Source organism: Clavibacter vidaverae, from assembly GCF_047529985.1.
GTDB lineage: Bacteria > Actinomycetota > Actinomycetes > Actinomycetales > Microbacteriaceae > Clavibacter > Clavibacter nebraskensis_A.
Genome location: NZ_JBLJAM010000001.1, coordinates 158804 through 180059 on the forward strand (window position 1 = coordinate 158804; position 21256 = coordinate 180059).

22 protein-coding genes and 4 tRNA genes are annotated in these 21256 nt (G+C 72.2%); 18 read left to right on the forward strand and 8 right to left on the reverse strand.

Going from position 1 to position 21256, the window contains the following annotated elements; all coding sequences use genetic code 11:
- Positions 1 to 8 precede the first annotated feature (8 nt).
- Entirely contained in the window at positions 9 to 809 is an 801-nt protein-coding gene (gene qcrC, locus ACMT9T_RS00745) for a cytochrome bc1 complex diheme cytochrome c subunit (RefSeq protein WP_414743806.1), read from the reverse strand.
- A gap of 26 nt (positions 810 to 835) precedes the next feature.
- A complete protein-coding gene (ctaE, locus tag ACMT9T_RS00750) occupies positions 836 to 1465 on the reverse strand; it encodes an aa3-type cytochrome oxidase subunit III (RefSeq protein WP_444843297.1) in 630 nt (209 codons plus the stop codon).
- An 89-nt stretch (positions 1466 to 1554) separates the two neighbouring features.
- On the opposite strand from ctaE, the gene trpD reads away from it, so the two are divergent.
- Together trpD and ACMT9T_RS00760 are read left to right on the forward strand one after the other, a co-directional pair.
- Complete coding sequence (gene trpD / locus ACMT9T_RS00755; protein WP_414743807.1) at positions 1555 to 2610, forward strand: anthranilate phosphoribosyltransferase; 1056 nt, start codon at positions 1555 to 1557, stop codon at positions 2608 to 2610.
- A 58-nt stretch (positions 2611 to 2668) separates the two neighbouring features.
- On the forward strand, positions 2669 to 3415 hold the full coding sequence (locus ACMT9T_RS00760; RefSeq protein WP_414743808.1) for an SOS response-associated peptidase: 747 nt from the start codon (positions 2669 to 2671) through the stop codon (positions 3413 to 3415).
- A 93-nt stretch (positions 3416 to 3508) separates the two neighbouring features.
- Here the strand turns inward: ACMT9T_RS00760 and glpK are convergent, their stop codons facing one another.
- On the reverse strand, positions 3509 to 5026 hold the full coding sequence (gene glpK / locus ACMT9T_RS00765; RefSeq protein ID WP_414743809.1) for a glycerol kinase GlpK: 1518 nt from the start codon (positions 5024 to 5026) through the stop codon (positions 3509 to 3511).
- A gap of 30 nt (positions 5027 to 5056) precedes the next feature.
- Positions 5057 to 5863 carry an MIP/aquaporin family protein gene (locus ACMT9T_RS00770; RefSeq protein ID WP_414743810.1) on the reverse strand — a complete coding sequence of 269 codons (807 nt, stop codon included), beginning with the start codon at positions 5861 to 5863 and terminating at the stop codon, positions 5057 to 5059.
- 227 nt (positions 5864 to 6090) lie between these two features.
- Between ACMT9T_RS00770 and dhaK the strand changes: the two genes are divergently transcribed.
- The 3 genes from dhaK to dhaM are packed head-to-tail and all read left to right on the forward strand — an operon-like array spanning position 6091 to position 8480.
- Positions 6091 to 7092: a dihydroxyacetone kinase subunit DhaK gene (gene dhaK / locus ACMT9T_RS00775; protein ID WP_414743811.1), complete on the forward strand. Its 1002-nt coding sequence runs from the start codon at positions 6091 to 6093 to the stop codon at positions 7090 to 7092.
- A gap of 3 nt (positions 7093 to 7095) precedes the next feature.
- Positions 7096 to 7749, forward strand: coding sequence for a dihydroxyacetone kinase subunit DhaL (gene dhaL, locus ACMT9T_RS00780; protein WP_414743812.1), 654 nt, complete (start codon positions 7096 to 7098; stop codon positions 7747 to 7749).
- Entirely contained in the window at positions 7746 to 8480 is a 735-nt protein-coding gene (gene dhaM, locus ACMT9T_RS00785; RefSeq protein WP_414743813.1) for a dihydroxyacetone kinase phosphoryl donor subunit DhaM, read from the forward strand. The genes dhaL and dhaM overlap by 4 nt, the downstream gene beginning before the upstream one ends.
- An 18-nt stretch (positions 8481 to 8498) precedes the next feature.
- Here the strand turns inward: dhaM and ACMT9T_RS00790 are convergent, their stop codons facing one another.
- The gene (locus ACMT9T_RS00790; protein WP_414743814.1) at positions 8499 to 8915 is read right to left on the reverse strand and encodes a YchJ family protein; all 417 of its coding nucleotides are present in this window, start codon (positions 8913 to 8915) and stop codon (positions 8499 to 8501) included.
- 88 nt (positions 8916 to 9003) lie between these two features.
- Between ACMT9T_RS00790 and ACMT9T_RS00795 the strand changes: the two genes are divergently transcribed.
- Complete coding sequence (locus tag ACMT9T_RS00795) at positions 9004 to 9519, forward strand: mycothiol transferase (protein ID WP_414743815.1); 516 nt, start codon at positions 9004 to 9006, stop codon at positions 9517 to 9519.
- A gap of 33 nt (positions 9520 to 9552) precedes the next feature.
- Here ACMT9T_RS00795 and ACMT9T_RS00800 read toward each other — a convergent pair whose 3' ends face one another.
- Positions 9553 to 10044, reverse strand: a complete 492-nt coding sequence (locus ACMT9T_RS00800) for a glutathione peroxidase (RefSeq protein WP_414743816.1) — start codon at positions 10042 to 10044, stop codon at positions 9553 to 9555.
- A gap of 130 nt (positions 10045 to 10174) precedes the next feature.
- Complete coding sequence (locus ACMT9T_RS00805; protein WP_414743817.1) at positions 10175 to 11989, reverse strand: glycerol-3-phosphate dehydrogenase/oxidase; 1815 nt, start codon at positions 11987 to 11989, stop codon at positions 10175 to 10177.
- Between the two features lie 61 nt (positions 11990 to 12050).
- Here ACMT9T_RS00805 and ACMT9T_RS00810 point away from each other — a divergent pair, with 61 nt between their 5' ends.
- Entirely contained in the window at positions 12051 to 13010 is a 960-nt protein-coding gene (locus ACMT9T_RS00810; RefSeq protein WP_414743818.1) for a sugar-binding transcriptional regulator, read from the forward strand.
- Positions 13011 to 13031: 21 nt separating this feature from the next.
- Here the strand turns inward: ACMT9T_RS00810 and ACMT9T_RS00815 are convergent.
- Positions 13032 to 13104 (reverse strand) — tRNA-Val (locus ACMT9T_RS00815).
- A 280-nt stretch (positions 13105 to 13384) separates the two neighbouring features.
- Here ACMT9T_RS00815 and ACMT9T_RS00820 point away from each other — a divergent pair.
- The 11 genes from ACMT9T_RS00820 to ruvB all read left to right on the forward strand — a co-directional run bounded on the left by ACMT9T_RS00820 (position 13385) and on the right by ruvB (position 21245).
- A tRNA-Gly gene (locus ACMT9T_RS00820) sits at positions 13385 to 13456 on the forward strand.
- A gap of 50 nt (positions 13457 to 13506) precedes the next feature.
- Positions 13507 to 13577, forward strand: a tRNA-Cys gene (locus tag ACMT9T_RS00825).
- 13 nt (positions 13578 to 13590) lie between these two features.
- A tRNA-Val gene (locus ACMT9T_RS00830) sits at positions 13591 to 13665 on the forward strand.
- A 164-nt stretch (positions 13666 to 13829) separates the two neighbouring features.
- Positions 13830 to 15881 (forward strand): threonine--tRNA ligase, encoded by a 2052-nt coding sequence (gene thrS, locus ACMT9T_RS00835; RefSeq protein ID WP_414743819.1) that lies wholly within the window; start codon positions 13830 to 13832, stop codon positions 15879 to 15881.
- Positions 15869 to 16468 carry an HIT family protein gene (locus ACMT9T_RS00840; protein ID WP_414743820.1) on the forward strand — a complete coding sequence of 200 codons (600 nt, stop codon included), beginning with the start codon at positions 15869 to 15871 and terminating at the stop codon, positions 16466 to 16468. Before thrS ends, ACMT9T_RS00840 begins: the two co-directional genes overlap by 13 nt.
- Before the next feature lie 13 nt (positions 16469 to 16481).
- Positions 16482 to 17384, forward strand: coding sequence for a pyridoxal 5'-phosphate synthase lyase subunit PdxS (gene pdxS, locus ACMT9T_RS00845; RefSeq protein WP_116055610.1), 903 nt, complete (start codon positions 16482 to 16484; stop codon positions 17382 to 17384).
- Positions 17374 to 18003: a pyridoxal 5'-phosphate synthase glutaminase subunit PdxT gene (gene pdxT, locus ACMT9T_RS00850; RefSeq protein ID WP_414743821.1), complete on the forward strand. Its 630-nt coding sequence runs from the start codon at positions 17374 to 17376 to the stop codon at positions 18001 to 18003. Before pdxS ends, pdxT begins: the two co-directional genes overlap by 11 nt.
- Positions 18004 to 18079: 76 nt before the next feature.
- Positions 18080 to 18847 carry a YebC/PmpR family DNA-binding transcriptional regulator gene (locus ACMT9T_RS00855; RefSeq protein WP_414743822.1) on the forward strand — a complete coding sequence of 256 codons (768 nt, stop codon included), beginning with the start codon at positions 18080 to 18082 and terminating at the stop codon, positions 18845 to 18847.
- A 51-nt stretch (positions 18848 to 18898) separates the two neighbouring features.
- Positions 18899 to 19507 (forward strand): crossover junction endodeoxyribonuclease RuvC, encoded by a 609-nt coding sequence (gene ruvC / locus ACMT9T_RS00860; protein WP_414743823.1) that lies wholly within the window; start codon positions 18899 to 18901, stop codon positions 19505 to 19507.
- Between the two features lie 17 nt (positions 19508 to 19524).
- Entirely contained in the window at positions 19525 to 20169 is a 645-nt protein-coding gene (gene ruvA, locus ACMT9T_RS00865) for a Holliday junction branch migration protein RuvA (RefSeq protein ID WP_414743824.1), read from the forward strand.
- Complete coding sequence (gene ruvB / locus ACMT9T_RS00870; RefSeq protein WP_414743825.1) at positions 20166 to 21245, forward strand: Holliday junction branch migration DNA helicase RuvB; 1080 nt, start codon at positions 20166 to 20168, stop codon at positions 21243 to 21245. The genes ruvA and ruvB overlap by 4 nt, the downstream gene beginning before the upstream one ends.
- Positions 21246 to 21256 lie beyond the last annotated feature (11 nt).

Sequence of the window (21256 nt, forward strand, 5' to 3'; positions counted from 1 at the left end):
TGCGGGCGTCAGTTGGACCGGGCCGTGAGCCACACGGTCAGGGCGACGATGCCGCCGAGACCGAAGATCCACATGAAGAGCCCCTCGGAGACCGGGCCGAGCCCGCCGAGGTTCGCGCCGCCGACCGTGCTGTTCTCCTCGATGTACTGGAGCGACGTGATGATGTCGCGCTTGTCCTCGGGGGAGATGTTGGTGTCGTTGAAGACCGGCATGTTCTGCGGGCCGGTGACCATGGCCTCGTAGATGTGGACCGGATCCACGCCCTCGAGGCTCGGGGCGAACTTGCCCTCGGTGAGGGCGCCTCCGGCCGCGGCCACGTTGTGGCACATGGCGCAGTTGATGCGGAAGAGCTCGGCGCCGTTCGCGGCGTCGCCCTCCCCGTCGAGGTACTGGCTCTCGGGGATGGCCGGACCGGGGGCGAGCGAGGCGACGTACGCCGCGAGCTGCTTGACCTGGGTGTCCGTGAACTGCGTGGGCTTCTCGGGGGCCTGGACCGTCGTGCCCTGGAGGGGCATGCGGCCCGTGCCGACCTGGAAGTCGACCGAGGCGGCGCCGACGCCGATGAGGCTCGGGGCGACACCCGTGCCGGTCGCGTCCATGCCGTGGCAGGTGGCGCAGTTCGATCCGAAGAGTTTCTGGCCCTCGTCGATGGTCTGCGCCGACTTGAGGTCGACGTCCGCCGATGCGGTGCCCGTCTGGATCAGCGCGTAGGCGCCGCCTGTGAAGAGCAGGCCGATCGCGAGGAGGGCGACGGTGGTCAGGGGGCTGCGGCGACCGGTGCGACGGGCGCGTGCTGTCTTGGTGCTCATGCTGTGGTTGTTGCTCCCGCTCGGTGCTATTTGAGGACGTAGATGACCAGGAAGAGCCCGATCCAGACCACGTCGACGAAGTGCCAGTAGTAGGACACGACGATGGCGCTCGTCGCCTCCCGGTGTCCCATCGACCGGACGGCGAAGATGCGCCCGATGACGAGGAGGAAGGCGATGAGGCCGCCCGTGACGTGGAGGCCGTGGAAGCCCGTGGTCATGTAGAACGCCGAGCCGTAGGCATTGCTGCTGAGCGTGATGCCCTCGGTGACGAGGGTGGCGTACTCGAAGATCTGGCCGACGACGAAGATCGCGCCGAGGGCGTAGGTGAGGAAGAACCACTCGACCGTGCCCCACTGGCTGGGCTTCCAGCCGGTGGCCCGCGCCTGCAGGCGCTCCGCGGCGAAGACGCCGAACTGGCAGGTGAACGAGCTCGACACGAGGATGAGCGTGTTCACGAGGGAGAAGGGCACGTTGAGGCGGCCGGCCTCGAACTCCCAGAGGGCGCCGGACGTGGAGCGGAGGGTGAAGTAGATCGCGAAGAGACCCGCGAAGAACATCACCTCGCTGCCGAGCCACACGATGGTGCCGACGGCGACCGTGTTCGGCCGGTTCACCACCGGCGCGGTGGATGCAGGGGAGATTGAGGTGGTCGTCACAGGTTCCATTATGACCCAGGCCGACGACGCCCGACGCCCACCCGGGCCGCCCGTGAGATCCGATCCAGCCTCTCGTTAGGCTGATCCGCATGCCCTCCGCCCCCACCTGGCCCGCGCTCATCACGACGTTGATCGAGGGGCGCCACCTGTCCGTGCGGGAGTCCACGTGGGCCATGCGCCAGGTGATGCGCGGCGAGGCCACTCCCGCGCAGCTGGGCGGCCTGCTGGTGGCCCTCCGCGCCTCCGGGGAGACGGTCGACGAGATCGTCGGGTTCCGTGACGCCGTGCTCGAGGAGGCGCTGCCGCTCGACGTCGACCCGCGCGCGCTCGACATCGTGGGCACGGGAGGCGACCCTTACGGCGCCGTCCTCAACATCTCCTCCGCGGCGTCCGTGATCGCGGCGGCGGCGGGCGTCCCCGTCGTCAAGCACGGCAACCGCGGGGCGAGCTCGTCGTCGGGCGCGTCGGACGTGCTGACCGCGCTCGGCGTCGACCTCACGATCGCGCCCGAGCGGGTCGCCGAGGTGCTCCGCGAGACGGGCATCACCTACGCGCACGCCGCCCTCTTCCACCCGGGCTTCCGCCACGCCGCCGCGACGCGTCGCGAGCTCGGCATCTCGACCCTGTTCAACGTGCTGGGCCCGCTCTGCAACCCGGCGCGACCCGAGGCGTCCGCGGTGGGCGTCGCCGACCTCTCCCGCGTCCCGCTGCTCGTCGGCGTCTTCCGCACCCGCGGCGCGACCGCGCTGGTCTACCGGGGCGACGACGGCATCGACAAGCTGACCACGACCGGGCACAGCCACATCTGGGAGGTCAGCCGCGGCGCGGTCACGGAGCACGACCTCGACCCGCTGGAGCTCGGGATCCCGCGCGCACCCGTGGAGGCGCTGCTCGGCGCGGGGGCGGAGGAGAACGCCGACGTGATCCGACGCGTGCTGGCCGGCGAGCCCGGGCCCCAGCGCGACGTCGTGCTGCTCAACGCGGCGGCGGGCCTCGAGGCCTTCGACCTCATGGCGGATCCCGCGCGCGTGCAGCAGCCGATGGCGTCGCGCCTGCGCGAGAAGCTCGCCGTCGCGGCGGACGCGGTCGACTCCGGCCGCGCCGCCGCCAAGCTCGAGGAGTGGGCCGCCGCCACGCGCGCCTGATCGCGGCGGATCCCCGCGGGGCCCGCGCGATGTCGCGGGCACGGCGGATGATGGTCGCATGTGCGGGAGATTCGTGGTTGCGCGGGCGACGGGCGACCTGGTCGGGGAGTGGGCGGTCGACGACGTGGAGGGCGAGGACCCGCCGCCGTCGTGGAACGTCGCGCCCACGACGACCGTGCGCATGGTCGCCGACCGGCGTCCGCGCGACGACGTCGACGGGACGGTCCGCCGCGTGCTGACCGACGCCCGGTGGGGGATCGTGCCGCCGTGGGCGAAGAGCAGGCAGGGACCGCCGCTCATCAACGCGCGCGTCGAGACCGTGACGGAGAAGCCCACGTTCCGGAAGGCCGTGCTCACGCGGCGCGCGGTCGTGCCGGCCGACGGGTACTACGAATGGCAGGCGGTCGCGGGCGGGAAGCAGCCGAGCTACCTGCACGCGGAGGACGAGGGGCCGCTGGCGTTCGCGGCCGTGTACGAGCACTGGCGGGATCCGGCCGTCGCGGAGGGGGAGCCGGGCGCCTGGCTCCGCAGCCTCGCCATCATCACGTCGGCCGCGAGCGACGCGCTCGGGCACATCCACGACCGCACGCCCGTGATCGTCCCGCACGACCGCCTGGACGAGTGGCTCTACGCGGGCACGACCGCCGTCGACGAGGTGCGCCACCTCCTCGGGTCGCTGCCGGAGCCGCACCTCGTGCCGCGGCGGGTGTCGACGCGCGTCAACAGCGTGCGCAACGACGGACCGGACCTCGTCGCGCCCGTCGGCGAGGCACCGGCGGACGACGGCCAGCCGACGCTGATCTGATCCGCGGTCGCGGGACGCTCGTCGAGGGCGCCCGGAGATGCCGCACGCCCCGTCACCTGGGGCGACGGGGCGTGCGGATCGTGCGGGTGCGGTCTACTGCACGTCGTCGTCGACCCAGTCGAAGGTCTTCGTGACGGCCTTCTTCCAGAGGCGCAGCTGGCGCTCGCGCTCGGCGTCGTCCATGTCCGGCGTCCAGCGGCTGTCCTCCTGCCAGTTGCTGCGGAGGTCGTCGAGGTCCTTCCAGAACCCGACGGCGAGGCCCGCGGCGTACGCGGCACCGAGCGCGGTGGTCTCCGCGACGACGGGGCGGACGACGGGCACGCCGAGGATGTCGGCCTGGAACTGCATGAGCAGGTTGTTGGCGATCATGCCGCCGTCGACCTTGAGCTCGGTGAGGTCGACGCCGGAGTCGGCGTTGACCGCGTCGAGCACCTCGCGCGTCTGGAAGGCCGTGGCCTCGAGCGCGGCGCGGGCGATGTGGCCCTTGTTGACGAAGCGCGTGAGGCCGACGAGCGCGCCGCGCGCGTCCGAGCGCCAGTACGGCGCGAAGAGGCCGGAGAACGCGGGGACGAAGTACACGCCGCCGTTGTCCTCGACCGTGGCCGCGAGGGTCTCGATCTCGGCGGCGCTCGACACGAGGCCGAGGTTGTCCCGCATCCACTGCACGAGCGAGCCCGTGACGGCGATGGATCCCTCGAGTGCGTAGTGCGGCTCCGCGTCGCCCAGCTTGTAGCCGAGCGTCGTGAGGAGGCCGTTCTGCGAGTGGATGATGTCGGTGCCGGTGTTGAAGATCAGGAAGTTGCCGGTGCCGTACGTGTTCTTGGACTCGCCCTGGTCGAACGCCGCCTGGCCGAAGGTGGCCGCCTGCTGGTCGCCCAGGATGCCCGCGATGGGCACCTCGCGCAGGAGGCTGGAGGACTCGACCTGGCCGTAGACCTCGGAGGAGCTCTTGATCTCGGGGAGCATCGAGCGCGGCACGTCGAACGCCTTCAGGATCTCGTCGTCCCACTGCAGGGTCTCGAGGTCCATGAAGAGGGTGCGGGACGCGTTGGTCACGTCGGTGACGTGGACGCCGCCGTCGGTGCCGCCCGTGAGGTTCCAGAGGACCCAGGTGTCGGTCGTGCCGAACATGAGCTCGCCGGCCTCGGCCTTCGCGCGGGCGCCCTCGACGTTCTCGAGGATCCAGACGATCTTGGTGCCCGAGAAGTAGGTCGCCAGCGGCAGCCCGACGGTGGGCTTGAAGCGCTCGACGCCGCCGTCGGCCGCGAGCCGGTCGACGATCTTCTGGGTGCGGGTGTCCTGCCAGACGATGGCGTTGTAGACGGGCTTGCCGGTGGTGCGGTCCCACACGACGGCGGTCTCGCGCTGGTTGGTGATGCCCACGGCCTCGACGTCGTGGCGCGTGATGTCGGCCTTGGACAGCGCCTGGCCGATGACCTCGCGGGTGTTGCGCCAGATCTCCATGGGGTCGTGCTCGACCCAGCCGGCGCGGGGGAAGATCTGCTCGTGCTCGAGCTGGCCGGTGGACACGATGGATCCGGCGTGGTCGAAGACGATGGCACGCGTGCTGGTGGTGCCCTGGTCGATGGCGACGATGTACTTCTCGCTCATGTGGTCTCTCCTATGAGGGGGTCGGGTGTTCTAGAGGATGGGGAGCAGCGCGTAGGACGCGAGGCCGGCGAGCAGTCCGCCGATGACGGGGCCGACGACGGGGACCCAGGCGTAGGACCAGTCGCTGGCGCCCTTGCCCTTGATGGGGAGGATCGCGTGCGCGATGCGCGGGCCCAGGTCGCGGGCCGGGTTGATGGCGTAGCCGGTCGGCCCGCCGAGGGACGCGCCGATGCCGACCACGAGGAGGGCGACGGGGATCGCGCCGAGCGCCGAGAGGCCGGCGGGGGTGGCCGCGTCCGCGTCGGGGTTGTTCGCGAGGCTGAAGCCGAGGATCACGATGACGAGGACGAACGTGCCGATGACCTCGGTGACGAGGTTCCAGGCGTAGTTGCGGATGGACGGGCCGGTAGAGAAGACGCCGAGCTTGGTGGCCGCGTCGGGCTCCTCGTCGAAGTGCTGCTTGTACGCGAGCCAGCAGAAGACGGCGCCGATGATCGCGCCGACCATCTGGGCGAGGATGTACACGGGCACGCTGGCCACGTCCTCGATCTTGCCGGCGGCGAGGAGGCCGAGCGTGACGGCCGGGTTGAGATGGGCGCCGGACGCGTACGAGACGGTGACGCCGGCGAAGACCGCGAGGCCCCAGCCGAAGTTCACCATCAGGGTGCCGCCGGCGAGCCCCTTCGACTTGACGAGCGCGACGTTCGCCACGACTCCGCATCCCAGGAGGACGAGGAGGGCGGTGCCCACCGTCTCCGACAGGAATATGACTCCAAGATCCACTGCGTGGTGCTCCGATCGTTCGTCGAGGCGCGGGTACGACCTCTGCCGCATCATCGCGGTCCCTCCAATCTAGTGCCGGGGCACGGGGCTCCCGGCCGGTGGCATGCTGCGCCGCCACACGGATCCGGGGATGCGGGGAGGGGATCGCCCGCCCCTGTCCCAGCCGCGCCTCCGGGCGTATGTTGAGCGGGCACCCGAGTCGCCGCCGACCGAGTCCCGACCTCGATCCGGCTCGGACGCCCGGGGGCCCGCGCGCCGCCCGCGACCCGCGAGGAGCCGGCATGAGGAAGCTGATCAACGACCCGAGGACGGTCGCCCGGGAGGCGGTCGAGGGCTTCGCCGCCGCGCACACCGAGCTCGTGACGCTGAGCGCGGATCCGCTGTACGTGCGTCGCGCCGCACCCACCCGGCCGGGCCGCGTCGCGCTCGTCAGCGGAGGGGGCAGCGGGCACGAGCCGCTGCACGTCGGCTTCGTCGGCCACGGCATGCTCGACGCCGCGGTGCCCGGGCCGGTCTTCACGAGCCCCACGCCGGACCCGGTCGTCGCCGCCACGCTCGCGGTGGACGCCGGCGCGGGCGTGCTGCACGTCGTGAAGAACTACACGGGCGACGTCCTGAACTTCGAGACGGCGGCGGAGCTCGCGGAGGCCGAGGGGGTGCGCGTGCGCACGGTCGTGGTCGACGACGACGTCGCGGTGACCGACTCCCTCTACACGGCCGGCCGCCGCGGGGTCGCCGGCACGGTGCTGGTGGAGCGCATCGCGGGCGCGGCGGCGGAGCGCGGGGACGACCTCGACGCCGTCGCGGCGATCGCGGAGCGCGTGGTCGCGCGCGTGCGCAGCATGGGCGTCGCGATCCGCGCGTGCACCGTCCCGCACGCCGGCGAGCCGAGCTTCGCGCTCGCGGACGACGAGATGGAGATCGGCATCGGGATCCACGGCGAGCCCGGCCGGGTGCGGCTGCCGCTCGAGCCCGTCGACGCCATCGTGGAGCGCCTGCTCGATCCCGTGCTCGAGGACCTCGCCGCACCGGCGGGCAGCCGCGTGCTCCTGCTCGTGAACGGGATGGGCGCGACCCCGCTCTCGGAGCTCCACATCGCGTACCGCCGCGCCGCCGCCGTGCTCGGGGAGGCCGGCCTGACCGTCGCCCGCAGCCTCGTGGGAGACTACGTCACGGCCCTCGACATGGAGGGACTGTCCCTCACGGTGCTGCAGCTCGACGACGAGCTCATCGAGCTGTGGGACTCACCCGTGCAGACCGCCGCCCTGCGGTGGGGGAGGTAGCTCATGGCACTCGGGACCGACTGGATCGTGGCCTGGACCGCGGAGGCGGCGCGCGTCGTCGCCGAGCGGCGCGGGGAGCTCATCGCCCTCGACCGCGAGATCGGCGACGGCGACCACGGCGAGAACCTCGACCGCGGCTTCGGCGCGGTGGCGGCGAAGCTCGCCGGCCTCGCATCCGACGCGACGCCGGCCGACGCGCTGAAGGCGATCGCCACCACGCTCATCTCCACGGTCGGCGGCGCCTCCGGCCCGCTGCTCGGCACCGCCTACCTCAAGGCCTCCGCCGCCGCCGCGGGCCGCGCCGACCTCGACGCGTCCGCGATCGCGGACCTGCTCGAGGCCGCGGTCGGCGGGATCGTCCTCCGCGGCAAGGCGGAGCGGGGCGACAAGACCATGGTGGACGCGTGGGGTCCCGCCGCCGAGGCCGCGCGCGCCGCCGCCGATGCGGGATCCGGTCCCGCCGAGGCCATCGTCGCCGCGGCTGACGCGGCCGAGCGGGGAGCCCGCGACACCGAGCCCCTCGTGGCGCGCAAGGGCCGCGCCTCCTACCTCGGGGAGCGGGCGATCGGCCACCGAGACCCGGGCGCGCAGTCGTCCGCCCTGATCCTCCGCGCCGCGGCCACGACCGCGCGCGACGCCGGAGGGTCCGGCTCGTGAGCGTCGGCCTCGTCCTCGTCTCGCACAGCGCGCTCATCGCGCACGGGCTCGTCGACCTCGCCCGGCAGATGGCGCCGACGGTCGCGCTCGTGCCCGCGGGCGGATCCGGCGACGGCTCCCGCGAGGACGTCGGCATCGGCACGAGCTTCGACGTGGTGTCCGCGGCGCTCGCCGCGGCGGAGGGCGGCGACGGCGTCGTCGTGCTCGCCGACCTCGGATCCGCCTACCTCACGGCCGAGACGGCCGTCGACATGCTCGACGAGGACGCGGCGGCCCGCGTGCGCGTGGTCCGCGCCCCGCTCGTGGAGGGCGCGGTCGCCGCGGCCGTCGCCGCCGAGACGGGCGGCACGCTCGAGGACGTGGCCGCTGCCGCCGCCTCGGCCGCGAGCGCCGACGCCGCCGAGGACGCCGACGCGGGCCTGGCACCGGATCCCCGCGCCGACGGCGCCGAGCCCGCTCCCGCGAGCGGCTCGGGCACCGTGCGCGGGGAGGCGGTCCTCGTCAACCGCGACGGCCTGCACGCCCGGCCCGCGGCCGACTTCGTCACGCGCGCGTCCGCCTACTCCTCGGCGATCACGGTCAACGGCCAGAACGCGGCGTCGCTGCTCGGGATCATGGCGCTCGGCCTCACCCGCGGCGCGCACGTCGTGATCGAGGCGACGGGCGACGACGCGGCGGAGGCCGTGACCGCGCTCGTCGAGCTCATCGACTCGGGCTTCGGCGAGGCCTGACCGGCGCCCGCGCGGGCGTCACATCGCGTCGACGTAGACCCAGGATCCCGCGTGCCGGGCGAAGCGGCTCGCCTCGCGCTGGGTGCCGCGCTCGCCCTCGTGCCGGTACGCCGCCTCGAACGCGACGACGCCCGTGGCGTCATCCTGCCCGCCCTGGGCGGTGCGGACGATCGTGAGCCGGAACCACCGGATGGACGCGTCGAGGTCCAGCTCCGTCGGCCGCGTCGACGGGTGCCAGCTGCGCGCGAGGTAGGCGGCGTCGCCCCGCGCGTAGGCCGCGAACCGGGAGCGCATCAGCCGCTCGGCGGTGGGCGCGGGCATCTCACCGCGGTGGATCGGCCCGCAGCACGCGCCGTAGGGGTCGCCGCTCGTGCAGGGGCACCACGCGTCGTCGTCCGGGGTCGACCACGGGGCGGCGGGGGAGAGGCGCGTCATCCCCCGAGCCTCCCACGGGCGCGACCGGGAGCAGGATGGGAGCGGGCGCCGGCGGCGCCCGACCGCGTGACGACCCGAGGAGATCCCCATGACCGACGCCACCGACCTGCTCGTCGACGCCTACGGGCGCATCGGCGAGATCGTGCACGACGCCGTCGAGGGGCTCGATGCCGACGATCTCGCCCATCGTCCGGATCCCGAGGCCAACTCGATCGGCTGGCTGGTCTGGCACCTCGCCCGCGTCCAGGACGCGCAGGTGGCCGACGTCGCCGGCGCGGAGCAGGCCTGGACGACCGGCGGGTGGGCGGACCGCTTCGCCCTGCCGTTCGACGCCTCGGCCACCGGCTACGGCCAGTCGTCCGAGGACGTCGCGGCGCTGGAGGGCGTGACCGCGGAGCTCCTCCTCGGGTACCTCGACGCCGTGCAGGCGGCGACGCTCGCGTACCTCGCCGGCCTGGACGCGGCCGAGCTCGACCGCGTCGTGGACGAGGACTGGACCCCGCAGGTGACGCTCGGCGCCCGCCTCGTCAGCGTGCTCGCCGACGACCTGCAGCACGCCGGCCAGGCGTCCTACCTCGCGGGCCTCGTCGCGCGTCGCCGCTGAGGCCCGCTCGCCCGCGGGCGCCCCGTCCGGGGATCAGCCGGGGAGCTCGGCCTCGATGAGCGAGACGATCTCCGGGGCGTCCGGCTCGACCGTCGGCCGGAACCGGTGCACGGCGCCGGACGGCGTCACGACGAACTTCTCGAAGTTCCACTTGACGCGGCCGGCCTTGCCCTCGGCGTCCGGCGCCTTCGTCAGCTCCGCGTAGACGGGGTGGGCGGCGCGCCCGTTGACCTTGACCTTCTCCATCATCGGGAAGGTGACGCCCCACGTGGTGGAGCAGTACTCGTCGATGGCCTCCGCGGATCCGAGCTCCTGCAGGAACTGGTTGCTCGGGAAGCCGATGACCGTGAAGCCGCGCTCCCCGTAGGTGCGCTGCAGCTGCTCGAGCTTCTCGTACTGCGGCGCGAGGCCGCAGCGGGAGGCGACGTTGACGACGAGGACGACCTTGTCGGCGTACGCGCCGAACGTGGTCTCCTCGCCCTGGAGCGTGGTGAGCGGGATCGGGTCGAGCCGGGGATGGGTCATGGCCCGAACGTAGCCCCGTCCCCTGACAGCGCCTCCCGGTCGGCGGAGCCGGGGCGCCCGGGACGCGAGGAGGCCGGCCGCCTCTCGGCGACCGGCCTCCCGGTGCGGATCGGGTCCGCCGTGCGTCCTGCTAGTTCGCGAACTCCGTGACGGTCGCGTCCGCGGCCACCTTCGTCGCGCCCACGTCGACGCCGTGGTACGTGCGCAGCGTGTCGACGGTGTCCTGGATCTCGTCGTCGCGCTCGTCGTCGCTCCAGCCGAGCGCCTCCTGCAGCACGTCCGCGATCTCCGCGAGCATCTCGTGGGTCACGCCGCCGACGAACGCGAGGTTCGTGCGGCGCAGCACGACGTCGGCGAGGTGCACCGCGTCCTCGTGCGTGGCGAAGTACGCGATCTCGGCGCGCGTGAGCTGCGGGTCGGTCGCGAGCGGCGTCGACGGCTGCCCGGAGAGGACGTCGATGACGCTCGTGGCGCGCGTGCCGTAGCGGTTCAGCAGGCGGTCGACCTGCTCGGTGCCGATGCCCTCGGCGCGGGCGGCCTGCGTGGCGATCCAGCGGGCCCGGGCGGTGCTGGAGGACGGGAAGTCCTTGCCGCCGCCGATGGGCATGCCCGTCGTGTCGACCGAGCGCTCGACGCCGAGGCGCGTGGTGGCCTCGGTCGAGAGGTGGGCGGACAGGGCGCGGAACGTGGTCCACTTGCCGCCGACGAGGCTCAGCACCTTGCTGCCGGCGAGACCCGCGATCTCGGTCTCGACGATGCGGTAGTCGCGCGACACGAAGCCGGGCGCCGTGTCCTCGTGGCGCGGCAGCGGGCGGATGCCCGAGTAGCGGTAGACGATGTGGTCGCGGTTCAGCTCGATCTGCGGGAAGACGTGCTTGACGAGGTCGAAGAAGTAGTCGACCTCCTCCTCCGTGCAGACGGCCGGCTCGCTCGGGTCGGCGTCGATGTCGGTCGTGCCGATGAGCACGCGGCCCTTGAGCGGGTAGATGAGGACGATGCGGCCGTCGTTGTTCTCGAAGAAGATCTCGCGGCCCTTGGTGGCCTCGAGCAGCTCGGCGTTGTCGACGACGATGTGCGAGCCCTTGGTGCCGCCCATGAACCTCGTGTCGCCGCCCATGGCCTCGTTCGTGAGGTCGGTCCAGGGGCCGGACGCGTTGACGACGACGTCGGCCGTCACGACGAACTCGGTGCCGGAGATCACGTCGCGCAGCTTCACGCCGCCGTCGGCGACGCCCACGGCCTCGAGGTAGTTGGCGCTGCGCGCGTGGTCGCCCGCGGCGAGGCCGTCCTTGAGCACGTCCAGCGCGAGGCGCTCGGGCTCGTGCACGGAGGCGTCGTAGTAGGTGCCCGTGAACTTGACGTCCTTGTTCAGCGCGGGCATGTCCTCGCGGGCAGCCTTGCCGACGCGGAAGCGGTGACGGGGGACCGAGCCGCCGTCGCGGGAGAAGGAGTCGTACAGCGTCATGCCGACGCTGATGAGCAGGGCGCCGCGCTCCTTGGTGGAGCGCTGCTTGTGGGTCAGCATGCGCAGCGGGGCGTTGAGGATGCCGGAGAACGTGGAGAAGATCGGCATCGTCGTCTGCAGGGGCTTCACGTAGTGGGGCGCGATGCGGATGAGGCCGTTGCGCTCCTCGACGGACTCGCGGACGAGGCGGAACTCGCCGTTCTCGAGGTAGCGGATGCCGCCGTGGATCATGTGCGAGCTGGCCGCCGAGGCGCCCGAGCCGTAGTCGGCGCGCTCGACGAGGACGACGTCGACGCCCTGCAGCGCCAGGTCGCGGAACGTCGCGATGCCGTTGATGCCGCCGCCGATGACGAGCACCTTCGCGCTCGGGCGGTCGTGGATGCGGGCGACGTTGTCCCGCAGGTCGGTCTTCTTCGACGTGGTCACGAGGAGGCTTCTTCCTGTTGTCCTGATGCGTGCGTGGTGCGCGTGCTGATGCATCCATCATCCGCCCGCGAACGGATCATGCGAAGCCCGTGCACGGATGTGCAAGCATGACCGGATGGTCGACGGCATCGCGCACGAGCGCACCCAGGACGCCCTCCGCGCGGCGCACCTCTACTACATGCAGGACCTGACGATGGAGGCCATCGCCCGGGAGCTCGGCACGAGCCGCTCGTCGGTCTCGCGGCTCCTCTCGTTCGCCCGGGAGACGGGGCTCGTCGACATCCAGATCCGCTCGCCGCTCGACCTCGCGACGGTGCTGGGGGAGCAGCTGCACGAGCGGTACGGGGTCGTCGCCCACGTGGTGCCGGTGCCCGACCAGACGAGCGACGTCGACCGGGTGGACCGGGTGGCCCTCTCGGCTGCACGGATGCTCACGCAGTACGTCGACTCGAACATGGTCGTCGGCGTCGCGTGGGGCTCCACCGTCAGCGCCGTCAGCCGCTACCTCGTCCCGAAGCCCACGCACAACACGCTCGTCGTGCAGCTCAACGGGGCCGGCAACGTGCGCACGACCGGGATCATGTACGCCAGCGAGATCCTCCGCCGCTTCGGTCAGGCGTACGGCGCGACCGTCCAGCAGTTCCCCGTGCCCGCGTTCTTCGACGACCCGGCCACGAAGCAGGCGCTCTGGCGGGAGCGGAGCACGAAGCGCGTGCTCGAGCTCCAGGAGCGGATGGACATGGTGCTGTTCGGCGTCGGGTCCCCGGTCGCCCTCGTCCCGAGCCACGTCTACTCGGGCGGCTACCTCGAGAGGTCCGACCAGCGCGCGCTCGACGCGGACGGAGTGGTGGGCGACGTCTCGACCGTCTTCTTCCGCGAGGACGGCTCGTCGGCGGACATCGCCATCAACGCGCGCGCGAGCGGCCCGGACCTCGCGACGATCCGCCGGGCGCCGCGACGCGTGTGCGTCGTGGCGGGAGCCTCCAAGGTGCGGAGCGTGCGCGGAGCGCTGGCCGCGGGGCTCGTGACGGACATCGTCCTCGACGAGGGGACGGCGCGCGCCCTGCTGCAGTAGCGGGGGAGAGGGAGATGACGGTGGGCGATACCGGACTCGAACCGATGACCTCTTCCGTGTGAAGGAAGCGCGCTACCAACTGCGCCAATCGCCCGTGCTCGCACCGCGGACGGTGCGGATCCATGATGCCATACCGCGGGGGCCGTCGCGGTCACGGAGGTCCCGCAGCCGGAGCCCGAGGCGCACGGCGCCGCGACACGCCCGGGTCGCGTCCGGGGGCGCGTCCACCCGATCCGCGTGAACACGGGGGAGCGGGCGGGTGGACGAGCTCGCGGAGGGGCCGCGGCGGGCCTCGTTTTGCACCCGCGACAACAGATCGGCTAGAGTCATCGAGCACGCAGGGTTGCCGGGAAGCCGGGAGCAGCGAGCGAAATGCGGATGTGGCGCAGTGGTAGCGCATCACCTTGCCAAGGTGAGGGTCGCGAGTTCGAATCTCGTCATCCGCTCGAACAGGGGCCCCGAAGGGGGTCCCTTTCACAAGGTGGGAACCACCGGTGGTGGGGTGGCCGAGAGGCGAGGCAGCGGCCTGCAAAGCCGTCCACGCGGGTTCAAATCCCGTCCCCACCTCGAGCAAGTGCATGAGCGATTGGCGCAGCGGTAGCGCGCTTCCCTGACACGGAAGAGGTCGCTGGTTCGATCCCAGTATCGCTCACCACCCAGAAGGCCCCGGGAGACCGGGGCCTTCTGCTTTTCCCCCTGAGGCAGCGCGCGTCCCGTCGATCCGCTCCCGGGTCGGATCCGCACGCCTCCCGTCGAGGAGGCCCTGTCGCGCGCCGGTAGTCTGGATCGGTTCCGTCCCCGTCCCGCAAGGAGCCCGCAGTGGTAGACGCCGCCCAGCCCGAGATCCACGACGAGGCCGCGCCCGCGGAGACGACCGCGCCGGTCGAGGCGACGGAGGCGGGCACGGGGTTCACCCTCTTCAGCGACCGCGCCGTCGTCGCCATGCGCATCGGCGGCGAGCTCAAGGACCTCGCGGCGGACGTCGCCCCCGGCGACCTGGTCGAGCCCGTCCGCATCGACTCGCCCGACGGACTCGCGATCCTCCGCCACTCGGCCGCGCACGTGATGGCCCAGGCCGTGCAGCAGATCAACCCGGAGGCGAAGCTCGGCATCGGCCCGCCCGTCACCGACGGCTTCTACTTCGACTTCGACGTCGCCGAGCCCTTCACGCCCGAGGACCTCAAGGCCATCTCCAAGAACATGGAGCGCATCATCCGCCAGGGGCAGCGGTTCACCCGCCGCGTGGTCTCCGAGGAGGAGGCGCGCGAGCTCATGGCCGACGAGCCGTACAAGCTCGAGCTCATCGGCCTCAAGGGCGGATCCACCGAGGAGCTGGGCGAGGACGGCGAGTCCGTCGAGGTCGGCGGCGCCGAGCTCACGGTCTACGAGAACGTCGACGGCAAGACCGGCGAAGTCTTCTGGCGCGACCTCTGCCGCGGCCCCCACCTGCCGAGCACGCGCATGGTCGGCAACGGCTGGGCGCTCTCGCGCGTCGCCGCGGCCTACTGGCGCGGATCCGAGAAGAACCCGCAGCTGCAGCGCATCTACGGCACGGCGTGGCCCACCAAGGACGAGCTGCGCGCGTACCAGGGCCGCATCGAGGAGGCGCTCAAGCGCGACCACCGCCGCCTCGGCGCCGAGCTCGACCTGTTCTCCTTCCCGGACGAGATCGGCTCGGGCCTCGCGGTCTTCCACCCCAAGGGCGGCATCATCCGCCGGGAGATGGAGGACTACTCGCGCCGCCGGCACGAGGACGGCGGCTACGAGTTCGTCTACTCGCCCCACATCACGAAGTCGAACCTGTTCGAGACGAGCGGCCACCTCGACTTCTACAAGGACGGCATGTTCCCCGCGATGCACCTGGACGAGGCGCGGAACGCCGAGGGGGAGATCACGCGCCAGGGCGCGGACTACTACCTCAAGCCCATGAACTGCCCGATGCACGTGCTCATCTACCGGTCGCGCCAGCGCTCCTACCGCGAGCTGCCGCTGCGCCTGTTCGAGTTCGGCACGGTGTACCGCAACGAGAAGTCGGGCGTGATCCACGGCCTCACCCGCGTGCGCGGCATGACGCAGGACGACGCCCACATCTTCACGACGCGCGAGCGCATGGCCGACGAGCTGAAGGGGACGCTCGAGTTCGTCCTCTCGCTGCTGCGCGACTACGGCCTCGACGACTTCTACCTCGAGCTGTCCACGAAGGACCCGGAGAAGTTCGTCGGGTCCGACGAGGTGTGGGAGGAGGCCACGGAGACGCTCCGCCAGGTGGCTGTCGACACGGGCCTCGAGCTCGTGCCGGATCCCGCGGGCGCCGCGTTCTACGGCCCCAAGATCTCGGTGCAGGCGCGCGACGCCATCGGCCGCACCTGGCAGATGTCCACCATCCAGCTCGACTTCAACCTGCCGGAGCGCTTCGGCCTCGAGTACACGGCGAACGACGGCACGCGCAAGCAGCCGGTGATGATCCACCGCGCGCTGTTCGGATCCATCGAGCGCTTCTTCGGCGTGCTGACCGAGCACTACGCGGGCGCGTTCCCGGTGTGGCTGTCGCCCGTGCAGGTCGTCGGCATCCCCGTGGCCGAGGACTACGAGGAGTACCTCGGCGGCGTCCTCGACCGGCTCCGCGCGGCGGGCGTGCGCACGCAGCTCGACACCTCGGACGACCGCATGCCGAAGAAGATCCGCACGCACACCAAGCTCCGCGTGCCGTACCAGCTCATCGCCGGCGAGGACGACCGCGCGGCCGGATCCGTGAGCTTCCGCTTCCGCGACGGCACGCAGGTGAACGGCGTGCCCGTGGACGAGGCCGTCGAGCGCATCACGGGCGCCATCGCGCGTCGCGAGCAGGTGGTGACCGCATGGCCCGTCTGACCCTGTCGGACCACGAGTCCGGGGGAGAGGACGACGGGGGCGCGACGCGCGTCGACGACCCCGGCCACCTCGCGGGCGTGCCGGACGAGTTCCAGCGCCTGTGGACCCCGCACCGCATGGTCTACATCCAGAAGGGGCAGCAGCCGGACCGCGACGAGTGCCCGTTCTGCATCGCGCCGTCGATGTCGGACGAGGACGCGCTCATCGTGGCGCGCGGCGAGCACGCCTTCGTGCTGCTGAACCTCTTCCCCTACAACAGCGGGCACCTGCTCGTCTGCCCGTACCGCCACATCGCGACCTACGATCTCGCGAGCCCGGAGGAGGTCGCCGAGATCGGGTCCCTCACGCAGACCGCCATGCGGGTCGTGCGCGAGGTGTCGCGGAACGACGGCTACAACATCGGCATGAACCAGGGGCAGGTCGCGGGCGCCGGCATCGCCGAGCACCTGCACCAGCACATCGTGCCGCGGTGGGGGCAGGACGCGAACTTCCTGCCGATCATCGCCAAGACCAAGGCGCTGCCGCAGCTGCTGGGCGACGTCCGCGCATCCATCGCAGCAGCCTGGCCCGCCCCCGCGGGCGAATAGGATAGGGACCACAATGACTGACACCAACACCCCCGGACAGGTCGGCTCGAGCCGCGTCAAGCGCGGACTCGCGGAGATGCTCAAGGGCGGCGTCATCATGGACGTCGTCAACGCCGAGCAGGCGCGCATCGCGGAGGACGCGGGAGCGGTCGCCGTCATGGCGCTCGAGCGCGTCCCCGCGGACATCCGCTCGCAGGGCGGCGTCGCCCGCATGAGCGACCCCGACCTCATCGACCAGATCAAGGCCGAGGTCTCCATCCCCGTCATGGCGAAGGCCCGCATCGGCCACTTCGTCGAGGCGCAGGTGCTGCAGTCCCTCGAGGTCGACTACATCGACGAGTCCGAGGTGCTGAGCCCGGCCGACTACGTGAACCACATCGACAAGTGGGGCTTCACCGTCCCCTTCGTCTGCGGCGCCACGACGCTCGGCGAGGCGCTCCGCCGCATCACCGAGGGCGCGGCCATGATCCGCTCCAAGGGCGAGGCCGGCACGGGCGACGTGTCCGAGGCCACCAAGCACATCCGCACCATCAAGTCCGAGATCCGCGCGCTCAGCGCCCTCACGCACGACGAGATCTACGTCGCGGCGAAGGAGCTCCAGGCGCCGTACGACCTGGTGCTCGAGGTCGCGAGGACGGGCCAGCTGCCCGTCGTGCTGTTCACCGCGGGCGGCGTGGCCACCCCGGCGGACGCCGCGATGATGATGCAGCTCGGGGCCGACGGCGTGTTCGTCGGATCCGGCATCTTCAAGTCCGGCAACCCGGTCGCGCGCGCCAAGGCCGTCGTCACGGCGACGGCGCTCTACCAGGACCCCGACGCGATCGCCCAGGCGTCGCGCGGGCTGGGCGAGGCCATGGTCGGGATCAACGTCGCCGACGTCCCCGCCCCGCACCGCCTCGCCGAGCGTGGCTGGTAGCACCGCGGGCCAGCACGGCGACGGACCGGTCGTCGGCGTCCTCGCGCTGCAGGGGGACGTCCGCGAGCACGTCCACGTGCTCGAGGGCTTCGGCGCCCGGACGCGCCTCGTCCGCCAGCCGAAGGACCTGCCCGGTCTCTCCGGCCTCGTGATCCCGGGCGGCGAGTCCACGGTCATGGACAAGCTGTCGCGCCAGTTCGGCGTCGCGGGGCCGCTGCGCGCCGCCATCGACGACGGGCTCCCGGTCTACGGCACGTGCGCGGGGCTCATCATGCTGGCCGACGAGATCGTCGACGCGATCCAGGGGCAGCGCAGCATCGGCGGCCTCGACGTCTCCGTGCGGCGGAACGCCTTCGGGTCCCAGACGGCGTCGTTCGAGGTCGACCTCGACGTGCCCGCGCTGGGCGATCCGCCCGTGCACGCGGTCTTCATCCGCGCACCCGTGGTCGCGTCCGTCGGCCCGGCCGCGTCGCCGCTCGCCGCGCTCGACGACGGCCGCGTCGTCGCCGTCCGCCAGGGCGCGCTCCTCGGCACCTCGTTCCACCCGGAGGTCACGGGCGACCTCCGCTTCCACCGCCTCTTCCTCGACATGGTCCAGGAGGCGGGCCGCACCCTCTGACCTGCCGGCCCCTCGGCGGGGCCGCCCGATGGTCCATCATTGACAGCGAGCAGACGCCGCGTTAGGAGAACCACCCGTGTCCGGACATTCCAAGTGGGCGACCACGAAGCACAAGAAGGCGATCATCGACTCGCGTCGCGCCAAGTCGTTCGCGAAGCTGATCAAGAACATCGAGGTCGCGGCCAAGATCGGCGGCGCCGACATGTCCGGCAACCCGACCCTCGTCGACGCGGTGCAGAAGGCCAAGAAGACCAGCGTCCCCAATGACAACATCGACCGCGCCGTCAAGCGCGGCGCGGGCCTGCTCGGCGAGGTCGTCGACTACCAGACGATCATGTACGAGGGCTACGCCGCCAACGGCGTCGCGATGCTCGTCGAGTGCCTCACGGACAACAAGAACCGCGCGGCCGCCGAGGTCCGTACCGCCATGAGCCGCAACGGCGGCACCATGGCCGACCCGGGCAGCGTGGCCTACAACTTCCACCGCAAGGGCGTGCTCGCGGTGCCGCACGCGGAGACCCCGACCGAGGACGACGTCCTCGCGGCGGTCCTCGACGCGGGTGCCGAGGAGGTCACCGACCACGGCGAGGTGTTCGAGATCCAGTGCGAGCCGAGCGACATGGTCGCGGTCCGCGAGGCGCTGCAGCAGGCGGGCATCGACTACGACTCCGCCGACGTCGAGTTCGTGCCGCAGGTGAAGGTCGAGGTCGACCTCGAGACCGCGCGCAAGGTCAACAAGCTCATCGACGCCATGGAGGACCTGGACGACGTGCAGAACATCTACGTCAACAGCGACGTGCCCGCCGACGTGCAGGCCGCGCTGGACGACGACGACGAGGAGTAGGGCCTCATCGCCGGGGCGCGGGGGAGCGGCACGGGCGGCACCGGCCCGTCCGTGCGGATCCTCGGGATCGACCCCGGCCTGACGCGCTGCGGCGTCGGGGTGGTCGACGTCTTCGCCGACCGCTCCGCCCGGATCGTCGACGTGCAGGTCGTGCGGACCAGTCCGACGGACGAGCTGCACCACCGGCTGCTCGCGGTCGGCGACGGCATCGAGGAGCTCGTCGACCGCCACCGGCCGCAGGTCGTCGCCATCGAGCGCGTGTTCGCGCAGGACAACCTCTCGACCGTGATGGGTGTCGCGCAGATCACGGGCGTGGCGCTCGTGGGCGCCGCCCGCCGCGGGCTCGACGTCGCCATGCACACGCCGAGCGAGGTGAAGGCCGCCGTCACGGGCTACGGCCAGGCCGACAAGAGGCAGGTCGCGACGATGGTCGCGCGGATCCTCGGGCTCGACGAGCTGCCGACGCCCGCGGACGCGTCGGACGCGCTGGCGCTCGCGATCTGCGCCGGCTGGCGGGCGGGCATGTCCCGCGCGGGGATCGCCGGGACGCCGGCGCCCGCCGTGCGGACGACGGTCGCGGGAGCTCCCGTCGCCGCAGGGCCCACGGCGGCGCAGGCCGCGTGGCTCGCGGCCGAGCGTGCGCAGCGGGGTCGGCGCTAGCTCGTAGGGTTGTGGGCGTGATCTCCTCCCTCCGCGGCACCGTGCTCTCCGTCTCCGGTCAGACCCTCCTGCTGGAGGTGCACGGGGTCGGCTACGGCGTCTCGGTGACGCCGCGGCACGCGCTCGACCTGCGGCACGGATCCGAGGCCACCGTCCTCACGTCCCTCGTGGTCCGCGAGGACTCGCTCACCCTCTTCGGCTTCCCCGGCCCCGACGAGCTGCGCGCCTTCGAGCTCCTCTGCGGCGTCACGGGCGTCGGGCCGAAGTCGGCCCTCGCGGTGCTCGAGCACCTGGATCCGGAGGCCATGGCCGAGGCCGTCGCCGCCGAGGACGACGCCGCGTTCCGCCGCGTCTCCGGCATCGGGCCGAAGACCGCGAAGCTCATCGTGCTGCAGCTCGCCGGCAAGCTCGTCGTCACGCGACCGCGCGCGCGCACCGCGGCATCCGCGGCCTCCAGCGTCACGGCCGACGTCGTCACGGCCCTCATCGGCCTCGGCTGGTCGGAGCGCGTGGCCCGCACCGCGGTCGACGACGCGGCCGCCGCCGCGGCCGAGCAGGGCGCACCCGCCGACATGCCCCGCCTCCTCCGCGTCGCGCTCGGGATGCTCGGGCCGCAGCAGCCCGCGGGCGCCTCCGCGGCCGGCCAGGCGGCCGGCCGGTGACGGGCCTCGCGCACGGCGACGCCTCGAGCCCCGTCCCCGAGTCCGATGCGGAGCTGGCGTTCGAGGGGGCCCTGCGTCCGCGCTCCCTCTCCGAGTTCGTCGGGCAGGTGAAGGTCCGCGGGCAGCTCGAGCTGCTGCTCACGGCCGCGGCGATGCAGAACCGCTCGCCCGACCACATCCTGCTCGCGGGTCCTCCCGGGCTCGGCAAGACCACGCTCGCGATGATCGTGGCCGAGGAGAGCCGCCGACCGCTGCGCCTCACGAGCGGTCCGGCGATCCAGCACGCGGGCGACCTCGCCGCCGTGCTCTCGGCGCTGGTGCCGGGCGAGATCCTCTTCGTCGACGAGATCCACCGCATGGCGCGCTCGGCCGAGGAGATGCTGTACCTCGCGATGGAGGACTTCCGCATCGACATCATGGTCGGCAAGGGCGCGGGCGCCACCTCCATCCCGCTCGAGCTGTCGCCCTTCACGCTCGTCGGCGCCACCACGCGCTCCGGCATGCTGCCGAGCCCCCTGCGCGACCGCTTCGGCTTCACCGCGCACCTCGAGTTCTACGAGACGCACGAGCTCGAGCAGGTCATCCAACGCGCCGCCGGCATGCTGCACCTCGAGATCGAGCACGAGGCCGTGGCGGAGATCGCCGGCCGCTGCCGCGGGACGCCCCGCATCGCGAACCGGCTGCTCCGCCGCGTGCGCGACTACGCGCTCGTGCACGGCACCGAGGCGGGCCTCGCGTCCGTGCGCGCCGCGCTCGACCTCTACGACGTGGATCCGCTCGGCCTCGACCGCCTCGACCGCGCCGTGATGCGCGGCATCCTCACGCGCTTCGGCGGCGGTCCCGTCGGGCTCAACACCCTCGCGGTGTCGGTGGGGGAGGAGGCGGAGACGATCGAGTCGGTCGTCGAGCCGTTCCTCGTGCGCATCGGGCTCGTGACGCGCACGCCGCGCGGGCGGGTGGCGACGCCCGCCGCCTGGCGGCACTTCGGGCTCGAGGCACCGGCCGCGCCGGGCGCTCCGGGACGGACGCCGGGCCCGGGGGGAGCCGCAGAGGCCCTCTTCGGCGATGCCATATGATTCAAGCTGGC

What these genes read in the sequence shown, in the direction of transcription:
- qcrC (WP_414743806.1), bottom strand. Translation starts at nt 809, where the DNA reads ATGAGCACCAAGACAGCACGCGCCCGTCGCACCGGTCGCCGCAGCCCC.
- trpD (WP_414743807.1), top strand. Translation starts at nt 1,555, where the DNA reads ATGCCCTCCGCCCCCACCTGGCCCGCGCTCATCACGACGTTGATCGAG.
- ACMT9T_RS00760 (WP_414743808.1), top strand. Translation starts at nt 2,669, where the DNA reads ATGTGCGGGAGATTCGTGGTTGCGCGGGCGACGGGCGACCTGGTCGGG.
- glpK (WP_414743809.1), bottom strand. Translation starts at nt 5,026, where the DNA reads ATGAGCGAGAAGTACATCGTCGCCATCGACCAGGGCACCACCAGCACG.
- ACMT9T_RS00770 (WP_414743810.1), bottom strand. Translation starts at nt 5,863, where the DNA reads ATGATGCGGCAGAGGTCGTACCCGCGCCTCGACGAACGATCGGAGCAC.
- dhaK (WP_414743811.1), top strand. Translation starts at nt 6,091, where the DNA reads ATGAGGAAGCTGATCAACGACCCGAGGACGGTCGCCCGGGAGGCGGTC.
- dhaL (WP_414743812.1), top strand. Translation starts at nt 7,096, where the DNA reads ATGGCACTCGGGACCGACTGGATCGTGGCCTGGACCGCGGAGGCGGCG.
- ACMT9T_RS00790 (WP_414743814.1), bottom strand. Translation starts at nt 8,915, where the DNA reads ATGACGCGCCTCTCCCCCGCCGCCCCGTGGTCGACCCCGGACGACGAC.
- ACMT9T_RS00795 (WP_414743815.1), top strand. Translation starts at nt 9,004, where the DNA reads ATGACCGACGCCACCGACCTGCTCGTCGACGCCTACGGGCGCATCGGC.
- ACMT9T_RS00800 (WP_414743816.1), bottom strand. Translation starts at nt 10,044, where the DNA reads ATGACCCATCCCCGGCTCGACCCGATCCCGCTCACCACGCTCCAGGGC.
- ACMT9T_RS00805 (WP_414743817.1), bottom strand. Translation starts at nt 11,989, where the DNA reads ATGCATCAGCACGCGCACCACGCACGCATCAGGACAACAGGAAGAAGC.
- ACMT9T_RS00810 (WP_414743818.1), top strand. Translation starts at nt 12,051, where the DNA reads ATGGTCGACGGCATCGCGCACGAGCGCACCCAGGACGCCCTCCGCGCG.
- ACMT9T_RS00840 (WP_414743820.1), top strand. Translation starts at nt 15,869, where the DNA reads ATGGCCCGTCTGACCCTGTCGGACCACGAGTCCGGGGGAGAGGACGAC.
- pdxS (WP_116055610.1), top strand. Translation starts at nt 16,482, where the DNA reads ATGACTGACACCAACACCCCCGGACAGGTCGGCTCGAGCCGCGTCAAG.